This window comes from Mesorhizobium denitrificans (assembly GCF_003403035.1).
In the GTDB taxonomy this organism is placed as follows: domain Bacteria; phylum Pseudomonadota; class Alphaproteobacteria; order Rhizobiales; family Rhizobiaceae; genus Mesorhizobium_G; species Mesorhizobium_G denitrificans.
On the sequence record NZ_QURN01000005.1, the window covers coordinates 290582 to 301729 of the forward strand.

Below are 11148 nucleotides of genomic sequence, written 5' to 3' on the forward strand. Positions count from 1 at the left end.
GATTGGACAAACGTTAGCATCGCCGTTGGTGCGGTCAAGGGATTACTATGGGAATGAACATTCAACTTCCCGCGCCACACCAGCCGATCATCTGGTCCAGCCGATTAGACCAGATTCTTTCACAAATTCCAGCCTGCTAAAATTCAATGAATGCACCCGTCAAACCATTGCGGCGCACGCGGATTCAAACAGAAAAGCGCGACCTCATCCTGAATGCCGCCCTGGAGATTTTCTCGACGCATGGCTTCCGTGGATCGACCATCGATCAGATTGCCGAAGCGGCAGGAATGTCGAAGCCTAACCTGCTCTATTATTTTCGCGGCAAGGAAGACATTCACGAGACACTGATTGAAAAGCTGCTGACGACGTGGCTGGAACCGTTGCGGGAACTTGATGATGTGCGCGACCCGCTGGTGGAGATTCGCAGCTACATTCGCCGCAAGTTGGAGATGGCCAGAGATTTTCCGCGTGAGAGTCGCTTGTTCGCCAATGAGATTCTACAAGGCGCACCGCGCATACTTCCGCTTCTGGAAGGCGAGTTGAAATTGCTAGTCGACGAAAAGGTGCAGATCATCAGGAGTTGGATAAAAGCCGAGCGGATTGCACCGACCGACCCCTATCATCTGATTTTCTCGATCTGGGCGACCACACAGCATTATGCCGATTTTGACGTGCAGGTGCGCGCAGTGCTTGGTACCGACCGTGGCGGCGAAGGCCGTTTCGAGGACGCGGCGCGCTTCCTCGAAAACCTTTATCTGGATGGTCTTCGGCCTAAGACCTGAACCTACTCGGCGGCTTGCTTCGACATCGGATTGTTCGGATGCGTGGTCCAGTTCGCATATTCCGGTGAAACGGTTTTTCCCGTGCGCTGATCCAGCACGCCCGCAGCCAACGGCACCATCGTGATGCAGTTCTCTACCGGGCAAACATTGACGCAAAGGTTGCAGCCCACGCATTCATCTTCCATCACCTCAAAGTGCCGCACACCATTGACCGAGCTCGTGATCGCCTGATGTGAAGTATCTTCACAGGCGATGTAGCAGCGACCACATTTGATGCAGGCTTCCTGATCGATATGCGCCTTAGCGATATAATTCAGGTTGAGGTACTGCCAATCGGTAACGTTCTTGGTCGCGCGACCACATACGTCGTCCAGCGTTTGGTGACCCTTTTCGTCCATCCAGTTTTCCAGGCCGGCGATCATCTCTTGAACGATCTTGAAGCCGTAGGTCATCGCGGCCGTGCAGACCTGAACATTGCCCGCGCCGAGCGCCAGAAATTCCGCGGCATCGCGCCAAGTGGTAACGCCACCAATGCCGGAAATCGGCAGTCCTGCAGTTTCCGGATCTCGAGCAATTTCAGCAACCATGTTGAGCGCAATCGGCTTCACGGCTGGGCCGCAATAGCCGCCGTGCGAGCCTTTGCCATCGATGGATGGCTCGGGCGAAAAAGTATCGAGATTTACCGAGGTGATGGAATTGATCGTATTGATAAGCGACACCGCATCGGTGCCGCCAGCAAATGCGGCACGCGCCGGACGGCGAACATCTGTAATGTTCGGTGTCAGCTTGGTGATGACGGGCATACGGGTATTGGCCTTGCACCAGCGAACAACCATTTCGATGTATTCCGGCACCTGACCGACAGCAGCGCCCATGCCGCGTTCGCTCATACCATGCGGGCAGCCGAAGTTGAGTTCTATGCCGTCTGCCTCGGTTTCCTCGACAACAGGAAGAATCGCCTTCCAGCTTTCCTCTACACAAGGAACCATCAGGGACACGACAAGCGCCCTGTCAGGCCAGTCTTTCTTGACCTGCTTTATCTCCTGCAGATTGAGTTGAAGCTGACGGTCGGTGATAAGCTCGATATTGTTGAGGCCGAGTAAGCGCCGGTCGGCACCCCAGATTGCGCCATAGCGCGGGCCGTTGACGTTGACGACAGGCGGGCCCTCCTCGCCTAGCGTCTTCCAGACAACCCCGCCCCAGCCCGCCTTAAAGGCGCGGACAACGTTATAGGCCTTGTCGGTCGGCGGCGCAGAGGCCAGCCAGAACGGATTCGGCGATTTGATCCCGACGAAATTATTACGAATGTCTGCCATGGGGTTTCTCTCCTAGGCCTTCGACAAACTATGCTTTTAAAAAGCGGTTGATGCTCTCGGCCGCATCGCGGCCCGCAGCGACGGCGGCAACTGTCAAATCTTCCCGCGCATCGGCAACGCAATCACCGCCAGCCCAAACATTTTTCACTGAAGTGCGACCTTCAGAATCGACTTTGATACGACCCTTTTCGAGTGCGATTTTCGGTCGACTGCCGTTAAGCGCGTTCGCGTCAAATTGCTGGCCAATGGCCTTGAACACCTGATCCGCTGGCAGCACCAGCGTTTCGCCGGTGCCGGTGAGTTTGCCACCCCTCATGACGGTATATTCAAGCTCGATACCAGACACTTTGCCATTCTCGATGAGCACGCGCTTCGGCTGTATCCAGTGACGGATGACAACTCCGTTGGCCGTCGCAAGATCCTGCTCAAACTCCGAGGCGTTCATGTCTTCCTGACCGCGCCGGTAGCAGATCGTAACGTCCTGCGCGCCAAGCAACTTGGATTGAACCGCAGCATCGATGGCCGTCATGCCGCCGCCAATGACAACAATGCGGCGACCGACCGGCAGCCGCGATAGATTGGTCGACTGGCGCAGTTCAGCAATGAAATCAACCGCGTCAGTGACGCCGAGCGCATCCTCACCTTCCGCGCGCAACGCGTTAACGCCCGCTAGCCCCATACCGAGGAACACCGCATCATACTGCTCGGACAATTCGCCCAAATGAATGTCACGGCCAAGCGCCTTGCCGTGCTCGATTTCTATGCCGCCAATCGCGGTTACATAATCGACTTCAGCCTGCGCGAAATCATGTGTGCTCTTGTAGGCGGCAATACCATATTCGTTCAGGCCGCCACTTTTCGGCTTGGCCTCGAAAATGGTTACGTCATGGCCATAACTCGTCAGCCTGTGCGCCGCCGCCAGCCCTGCCGGACCAGCACCAACGATCGCGACCTTGCGCCCGGATTTCTCAGCGCGGGTATAGAACTGCTTGCCCTGCTCCATCGCTTCGTCGGTGGCATAGCGTTGCAGGCGACCGATCTGTACCGGCTTGCCCTCAGCCTTTTCGCGCACACAGGCTTCTTCGCAGAGCGTTTCAGTGGGGCATACACGCGCGCACATGCCGCCGAGGATGTTCTGATCGAAAATGGTCTTGGCTGAACCGAGCGGATTGCCGGTTGCTATCTGCCGAATGAACATCGGAATGTCGATTGATGTCGGACACGCCTGCATGCATGGCGCGTCATAACAGAAGTAGCAGCGATCGGCCTCAACCAGCGCTTCGTGCTTGTCGAGCGGTGGATGCAGATCGGAAAAATTATCGGCATATTCAGCGGGCGCAAGACGCCCCGGCTCGATGCCATCCTTGAACAGACCTATGGCCATGCTCACTCCCGTCTATTTTTATGTTCCCGCTGTCGAACGGTACCACAGTCTGGAATTTTATCAATCGGTCAAAAATTTTCATAAGTATCTGATTTGTATAAGAAAAAATATGATAATTTTAGTCAAGAAAAGTCCGTGGGCGCGGCCGAAAGGCAGCGGGCGCATCATGGTTAATGGAGCGCATAAGATTCTATTCAGGATCCAGCGCTATACGCGCATGACATGAGTATTTCGCATTTGAGTAAAATTGTATGTGTCGGCGCACTGGTCCTTGTCGCCGGATGCGCTAGTCAGCCTACGCGCATCAACGACGTCTGCGCTGTATTTGAGCAGCGCGAGGGATTTTTCAACAATTGGCGCTCGTCTGCAGAGGAAGCATCAGCGCGGTACGGCGTTCCTGTGCATGTGCTGATGGCAACAGTGCGCAAGGAGTCAGGTTTCCAGTCAAATGCGCGTCCCCCGCGCAAGACAATGCTCGGCTTTATTCCACTCGGCCGTGAGTCCAGCGCCTATGGGTATTCGCAAGCGCTGGACGGAACGTGGGCGACATATAAGGCAGAGACAGGAAATTTCGGCGCACGCCGCTCAAACTTCGACGATGCGGTGGATTTCATTGGTTGGTACCATTCGCGTTCAGCCGCTGCACTGGGCATAGACCCGGCAGATACATATCGCCTCTACCTCGCCTATTACCTCGGCTGGAGTGGCTACAAACGGGGCAACTGGGAGCCCGGCATCGACAAGATTGCTCGCGACACGGAAGCGATGGCACTCTCCTACGCAGGCCAGCTGAACAACTGCCGCTAGCGCGGGTCTTTGCCGAACACCTTACGATATTCAGCGGCCCCGCCCTTTGCGAGTGCCTTAGCCTGCCGTTTCCAGTCCTCGCGCTCAATGCGCCCGCGAAATGCAAGGTGCTCATCCACCCAATCGCGCTCGGCCTTGGTCCACGCTGCGACTTGCGCAAAGGTATAGATTCCAAGCTGATGAAGCTTTGACTCGATCACCGGCCCGACGCCGGAAATCATCTTGAGATCATCAGGCTTTGACGGCTTAGCGATGCGCGCGGGCTTGTTGTCCTTTTTAAGCGGCGCTGCCGCCTTTTTGGCTGTCTTGCGCGGTTCGCTTATCAACGAAACAGCAGGGGTAGACCTTGCTCGCTTGGGAGGTGCTGGCGTTGCAACCGCGACGCGCTCGCGCGCTTCCTCCAAGGCAGCAGGCTCGTCGGTTGGCACAACATCTTCTGCCGGTGGTTCGGTTGTTCCGCCTTCGAAGCGGATGACCTGCTCCATTGTGGCAAGCGTTGCGTCGTCCAGCCAGCACAGGCTTCTATGACCATTGCCAAGATCGCGAAGTGGCGGAAGCTGCGTTTCGCACCTGTTGTCCGGGACGAACTTCTTCCAGCGACAACGCGTCTGGAATGGGCAACCCGGTGGTGGATTCATTGCTGACGGTATGTCGCCCTCAAGAACAATGTGCTTCTTGACCACGCTGGTATCGGCAATCGGGATCGCCGACAGCAACGCCTCTGTATAAGGATGGTAGGGCGGCGCAAAGATCTGGTCCGTCGTCCCCTGCTCCACAATGTGACCGAGATACATGACCACCACACGGTCCGCGATGTAGCGCACGACAGAGAGGTCGTGACTGATGAACAGCATGGTCGTCTTGTTCTTGCGCTGAATGTCCATCAGCAATTCTGTAACTGCCGCCTGAACGGACACGTCCAGCGCCGACACCGGCTCGTCGGCCACCACGACCTTAGCTTGACCGGCGAATGCCCGCGCGACGCCGATGCGCTGCTTCTGGCCCCCCGATAGCTGGCGCGGCATGCGGTCCGCAAAAGCGCGCGGTAACTTTACGAGGTCGAGCAGTTCAAACATGCGCTTGCGACGATCGTCCGGCGTTTTTCCATAGTTGAACTTTTCGAGCGTACGGATGATCTGCGAGCCGACCGAATGGCTTGGATTGAGCGTGTCGAACGGATTCTGGAACACCATCTGAATGCCCGAAACGGTCTGCACGTCGCGCACTTCGATGGGCTTCGACTCGATATCAATATTGTCGAGTGTGACTGTGCCTGAACTTGCCGTTTCCAGACCAAGCAAGACCTTGGCAAGCGTAGACTTGCCGCAGCCGGATTCACCTACTATGGCGACCGTTTCGGACTCTCGAGCTTCGAAGCTGATCGCCTCGTTGGCTTTAACAACACGCGCCTCACCGCTTGCACCGAAGACCTCGTTGCCGCCGACCTTGTAGTATTTCTTAAGATCATTGATCTTGAGAACTGGCGCGCCCGGCTTGACTGGCTCATGCTTGCGGTCCGCACCAGGCGGAAGCGCTGCCCAATCGATTTCATTGAAGCGCACACAACGGCTGAAATGGCCGTCATGCCCCTCGACCGGGATCATGGGAATTTCGGCTGCGTTACACAAGCCATCCACGAAGTGATGGCAGCGCGGCCCGAAGTTACAGCCCTTCGGACGATCCTGCGGCAATGGCAGTTGACCGGGAATCGCAACCAGCGGTCGGGAGTTCTTGTCGGCGCCAGGCAGCGGGATCGACCGGAAAAGCCCCTGCGTATAGGGATGTCGCATCCGGTCGAAAACGTCTTCGATCTTGCCGGTTTCGACAGCCTCTCCCGAATACATGACCGTAATGCGGTCGCAGGTTTCAAGGATAAGGCCGAGATTGTGCGACACGAAAATCATAGACGTGCCGAACTTCTCGCCAAGCCCTTTTACCAAGTCGACAATGCCCGCCTCAACGGTAACATCGAGCGCGGTGGTCGGTTCATCAAGCAGCAACAGGGCGGGCTTTGAGAGCAGCGCCATTGCAATGACGATGCGCTGTTGTTGGCCGCCTGAAAGCTGGTGCGGATACGAGCGCATCATACGCTCGGGATCTGGCAACTTCACTGCACGCACCATTTCCAGCGCGCGATTATATGCCTCGTCCTTTGACACCTTGTCGTGGATCAGCGGGACTTCCATGAGCTGCTGGCCGATCTTCATTGCCGGGTTCAGGCTCGCCATCGGCTCCTGATAGATCATGGCGATCTTGTTGCCACGAATTGAGCGAAGTTCTTCATCGCTCATTTCGCCCATATCTTTGCCCTGAAAGATTATGCGGCCGTCGACGATTTTTCCCACATTTGACAGGTCGCGCATGATGCCGAGCGAAACAGTCGACTTTCCGCAGCCCGATTCACCGACGATGCCCATCGCCTCGCCCGGCATGACGGTGCAGGAAAAATCCATAACCGCAGGGATTTCACCGCGCTTCGTAAAAAACGAAATCGAAAGGTTCTCGATTTCGAGTATCGGTCTTGCGGATTTGACGGACGTGGCTTTTATCGCTTCGTTCATCGTTCTTTCCTCAATCCTTCAGCGATTGCTCGCGCAACGCGTCGGCCAGAAGATTCAACCCCAGCACGAAGCTCATTAGAGCAATGGTGGGGGGCAGCGCCGGATGGATGGTAGTACGCAGCAGTCGGCTGGCGTCCTTGATCGCAGTACCCCAATCGGGGCTCTCAGGCGCAAGACCTAGACCGAAATAGCCGAGCGTGCCGAGCAGGATCGTCGTGTAGCCAATACGAAGGCATGTATCGACGATCAGTGGGCCGCGCGCATTGGGCAGGATTTCCCAAAGCATGATGTACCAAGGTGATTCACCACGGGTTTGAGCCGCAGCAATATAGTCACGCGTTTTGATATCCATCACAAGACCGCGCACGATACGGAATACGCCGGGACTAGACGCGAACACGACCGCGATGAAGATGTTCAACTGGTTCGGGTCAATTGCGACAATGCCAAGCGGGTCAGCATTGAACACCAATCCCAGATAAACCCAGCCGCCGATCAGGATCGTGAGACCCAGCAGAATGTAAAGCCTGTCCGGACGCCTCTTGAACCGCGTGTAAAACAGCATGCAGAAAAAGATGATAGGAAACAGGAAGAATATGCCGGCCATCACATATGGGATCGGCGTTTCCATGATGCCCGGCGTCACCAACAGGTAGAACAGCAAGATCACAGGGAAAGCCAGAACAAGGTTCGCCAAGAACGACAAGAAAGTGTCGATCTTTCCGCCGTAATATCCGGCAGGCAGCCCGAGCGTCGCGCCGACCATAAGCGCGAACATCGTAGCAGCTGGCGCGATGATGAGAACGATTTGACTGCCGAAGACCATGCGCGAGAAGACATCGCGCGAGAGCTTATCACCCCCAAACAGATAGACTCCGTGACCCGAGCCTTCCGGCACGACCGCCCCCGGCAGCGCATCCTTCATCACAGCGATCTGCGCGATTGGATCGAAATTCGCGATAACGGATGCGAATATCGCTGTAAACAGCCAGAAGAAGCAGACCGCGAGACCGATAACGCCGACGCCGGTTCCGTAAAGTTGACCGTAAAGGCCGAGCTTCTTGCGATAGAAATAGCTCGCGCCCATCACGATAGCCATGCAAATCCAGACTGGCCAAAAGCGCGCTATCACGCTGATGAGGATTTGAAATGCGCCGATATGCTCAAGATTCATGGCTTCGGCTCCTCACTGCACACGGATGCGTGGATTGAGATAGGCGTAGCCGATATCCGACAGGAGCTGCGTGAACAGCACGACGAACACCGACACGAGCGAACAACCGAGCAGCAGGTCGATGTCGTTGTTGCTCGCCGCCTCAACCAGCGTGTAGCCGAAGCCCTGGTAGCGGAACATCGTCTCCACGATCACGACGCCGGTAAGCAGCCACGGGAATTGCAGCATAATGACCGTGAACGGCGCAATCAGCGCGTTGCGCAACGCGTGCTTGATGACCACGGCGCTAAAGGACAATCCTTTCAGGCGCGCGGTGCGGATATATTGCTGCGTCATGACCTCGACCATCGAGGCGCGTGTCATGCGCGCGATATAGCCGATGCCGTATACCGCCATCGTCATGACCGGCAGCGTGAAATTATAGAATGTAATCCCCTGCGCGGTGGCGCTGGCAGCGGAGCCGTTCAGCCAACCCAGCCACGAGGCAAACACCACAGAGAAGATAACGCCCGACACATATTCAGGCGTGGCCGTGGTCATAATGGAAGCCGCGGACAAAACGCGGTCGGTGCGCGAGCCTTCTCGCATTCCCGCCAAGACACCGATCAACAGGGAGACGGGCACCATCGTCACCATGACCCAGAACATGAGCAGGCCGGTGGCTCCAAGTGCCGGAAACAGCTTTGCAGCTACGGGCACGCGAAACTTGGTCGAGCACCCGAAGTCGCCTTGAAGAATGCCTGAATAAGTAGGCACGTCGGCTTCATCGCAAAATACGAAGCGTGGTGTTGCCTTGCCGGTGGAAGCATCAATGTTCGGCTGTTTCTTCACCACCCCCAGCCACTGGCCATAGCGCACGAAGAAATTTTGCCGATAGCCATTGCGCAGCAGCCAGCTTTCAAGCTGCTCCTGCGTAGCGCGCGATTCAGTTTGGCTGATTGCAAGCTTTTTCAGGTTCGGCTCAAGACTGATTAGGAAAAAGACAACAACCGTCAAGCACAGCATGGTCAACGCCATGATGCCTAGCCGTCGCAGAATAAATTGAAGCATTGCGTCCCCTGCCGTCCAATCAGGTTGGGTGACGCGGCGGCAATGACCCCTCGGCTACATTCCCGCCACGAACGATGAGCGAAGGGCGTCTGCCCTTCGCTCCTGTCGTAATCTTAGCTCTCGGAGATCCAGATCTTGCCGAGATTGAGTTGCTGCATCGGGTGCTGGACATAACCCTGCACCTTTGCAGCATGGTGATTATACACCTTGCGCCAAAAAGGCTGAATGATAATGCCCGAGCTCTGCAAAAGCTCCTCGCAGGTCTTCATCGGCACTTTGCGCTTTTCCGGATCGACGATGGAGAGCGCTTCTGCGAGCGCCTTATCAAAGTCGGGGTTCGACCAGCCGGTCTCGTTCCATGCTTCGCCGGTGCGATAAGCCAGCGCCAACACCTGCACGCCAAGCGGACGCATGGTCCAGTTGGTGAGCGAGTACGGATACTTCGTCCAGTCGTTCCAGAAGGTGGAGCCCGGCAGAACCGTGCGCTTCACCTTGATGCCGGCGTCGCGCAACTGGGCGGCAATAGCGTCGCCCGTATTCTTGTGCCAATCTTCATCCGACGAGATCAGCTCGTGCTCAAAATCGATCTGACCAGCTTCGGTAAGAAGTGCCTTTGCCTTCTCCGTATCGCGCGCGATCTTCGGCAATTCGACATATTCCGGATGGATCGGCGCGACATGGTGGTTTTCAGCCGGAATACCTGCGCCGTTCTGGCCAAGCTGCAGCACGACTGCATTGTCCACCGCCAACTGGAGCGCATTGCGAACTTTCTGATCGTCATAAGGCTTGTTGTTGACGTTGGTGCGCGCAACGATGGTGATCGAGGTAACGGCTTCCGATTTCTTCAGCCCTAGATCATCGAGCGCCTGCAGATAATCCGGGGTGGTTTCGTAGTTGGCATCCACCTCGCCGGATTCAAACGCGCTGACGGCGGCATTTGGGTCGGTACCGTAATCGATGAATTCAACGCCATCGAGCATGACCTCACCGCCCCACCATTTGCCGTCTTCACGGCGCTTGTAGACGATGCGCTGGCCAACGTCGAAGGAGACAAGCTGGAACGGGCCGGTGCCAATGGGGTTCTTCACGAAATCCGCGCCGGATTCATAGAAGGTCTTGTGAACGACCAAGGCCGGATAATCGGCAAGGTTCGGAATGAACGAGATGTCCGGCTCAGTGAGAACCACCTTGACCGTGTGGTCATCGACCTTGGTCGCGCCGCCTTCACGGATCTTCTTGGTGTTCTTGTCAGCGAGCGTACCCATGCGCGCAACCATCGAATTGCCTTCGACCGTTGCGTCCGACCACGCGTTGAGGTTGTAGATCAAATCGTCTGCTACAAACGGATCTCCATTAGACCACGTTACGTTCTTGCGCAGCTTCATGAGGTATTCGGTAGCGTTGTCGTTTACCTCCCAACCCTCGAGCAAATAGGGCTCAAACGTATATTCGGGAGTGTAGAGGACGAGCGCTTCGAGCTGCTGGCGCATCGTATTTGCGATCTCGGTCCAGTCCGCGAGACGCGGCTGCTTCGGCGCCTTGATGAACATTTGCACGCGCAGAACTCCACCCGGCTTGGGTGTCGCATCTTGAGCCTGCGCAGGGGTTGGAAGACCCAGCATTCCATACGCCATTGCTGTCGACGCGCCGAAAACGGTGGCTAAAGCCAGAAACTCACGGCGGTCTACCTCACCCTTGCGGGCCTTCTCCGCCATCTCATGGATATGATCAGGGACAACGTCCCCGTTACTCTTGTAGAACGCCATGACCAACTCCCATTTTTATAGTCTCGTTGAATTTTATCATTTCCTATCTCGTTCGGACTGTCAAAGTTCCGCGAGAATGTTCCCCAGTAGTATCAGTCTGCAACGTTGCCGGCAGGACAGTTGTCTGTAATGCGACACAATTGGCGCAAAATTTCTAGTCGGAACAATTTGCGACAAACACCCCGGCGCAGCGCGCTTTAACGAAAAATCATTCTAGTGCTTTCCGTTCTGCACCAAAGGCGCCACAATCAATCATCCAGAATGCCGTTGCAGCGACAATGCGGTTGTCGCGCGCACGTTTGGAGGGG

General features: G+C 56.1%; 8 protein-coding genes. 2 read left to right on the top strand and 6 right to left on the bottom strand.

Features of this window, described 5'->3' with window-relative positions; genetic code table 11:
• Positions 1-146: 146 nt before the first annotated feature.
• On the top strand, positions 147-782 hold the full coding sequence (locus DY251_RS08285) for a TetR family transcriptional regulator C-terminal domain-containing protein (protein ID WP_116623396.1): 636 nt from the start codon (positions 147-149) through the stop codon (positions 780-782).
• A 2-nt stretch (positions 783-784) separates the two neighbouring features.
• Here DY251_RS08285 and preA read toward each other — a convergent pair whose 3' ends face one another.
• Both preA and DY251_RS08295 read right to left on the bottom strand, forming a co-directional pair.
• Complete coding sequence (gene preA / locus DY251_RS08290; RefSeq protein WP_116623397.1) at positions 785-2098, bottom strand: NAD-dependent dihydropyrimidine dehydrogenase subunit PreA; 1314 nt, start codon at positions 2096-2098, stop codon at positions 785-787.
• Positions 2099-2126: 28 nt separating this feature from the next.
• The gene (locus DY251_RS08295) at positions 2127-3482 is read right to left on the bottom strand and encodes an NAD(P)-dependent oxidoreductase (RefSeq protein ID WP_116623398.1); all 1356 of its coding nucleotides are present in this window, start codon (positions 3480-3482) and stop codon (positions 2127-2129) included.
• A gap of 222 nt (positions 3483-3704) precedes the next feature.
• Between DY251_RS08295 and DY251_RS08305 the strand changes: the two genes are divergently transcribed.
• Complete coding sequence (locus tag DY251_RS08305) at positions 3705-4289, top strand: transglycosylase SLT domain-containing protein (protein ID WP_116623400.1); 585 nt, start codon at positions 3705-3707, stop codon at positions 4287-4289.
• Here DY251_RS08305 and DY251_RS08310 read toward each other — a convergent pair.
• From DY251_RS08310 to DY251_RS08325, 4 genes are all read right to left on the bottom strand, one after another.
• Complete coding sequence (locus DY251_RS08310) at positions 4286-6850, bottom strand: dipeptide ABC transporter ATP-binding protein (RefSeq protein WP_116623401.1); 2565 nt, start codon at positions 6848-6850, stop codon at positions 4286-4288. The genes DY251_RS08305 and DY251_RS08310 overlap by 4 nt on opposite strands.
• Before the next feature lie 10 nt (positions 6851-6860).
• Positions 6861-8024, bottom strand: coding sequence for an ABC transporter permease (locus tag DY251_RS08315; RefSeq protein ID WP_116623402.1), 1164 nt, complete (start codon positions 8022-8024; stop codon positions 6861-6863).
• A gap of 12 nt (positions 8025-8036) precedes the next feature.
• Entirely contained in the window at positions 8037-9074 is a 1038-nt protein-coding gene (locus tag DY251_RS08320; protein ID WP_116623403.1) for an ABC transporter permease, read from the bottom strand.
• Between the two features lie 113 nt (positions 9075-9187).
• Entirely contained in the window at positions 9188-10840 is a 1653-nt protein-coding gene (locus DY251_RS08325) for an ABC transporter substrate-binding protein (protein WP_116623404.1), read from the bottom strand.
• Positions 10841-11148: the final 308 nt, after the last annotated feature.

Coding starts and splice junctions, on each gene's coding strand:
- DY251_RS08310 (WP_116623401.1), bottom strand. CDS start 6,850: ATGAACGAAGCGATAAAAGCCACGTCCGTCAAATCCGCAAGACCGATA.
- DY251_RS08325 (WP_116623404.1), bottom strand. CDS start 10,840: ATGGCGTTCTACAAGAGTAACGGGGACGTTGTCCCTGATCATATCCAT.
- DY251_RS08320 (WP_116623403.1), bottom strand. CDS start 9,074: ATGCTTCAATTTATTCTGCGACGGCTAGGCATCATGGCGTTGACCATG.
- preA (WP_116623397.1), bottom strand. CDS start 2,098: ATGGCAGACATTCGTAATAATTTCGTCGGGATCAAATCGCCGAATCCG.
- DY251_RS08295 (WP_116623398.1), bottom strand. CDS start 3,482: ATGGCCATAGGTCTGTTCAAGGATGGCATCGAGCCGGGGCGTCTTGCG.
- DY251_RS08305 (WP_116623400.1), top strand. CDS start 3,705: ATGAGTATTTCGCATTTGAGTAAAATTGTATGTGTCGGCGCACTGGTC.
- DY251_RS08315 (WP_116623402.1), bottom strand. CDS start 8,024: ATGAATCTTGAGCATATCGGCGCATTTCAAATCCTCATCAGCGTGATA.
- DY251_RS08285 (WP_116623396.1), top strand. CDS start 147: ATGAATGCACCCGTCAAACCATTGCGGCGCACGCGGATTCAAACAGAA.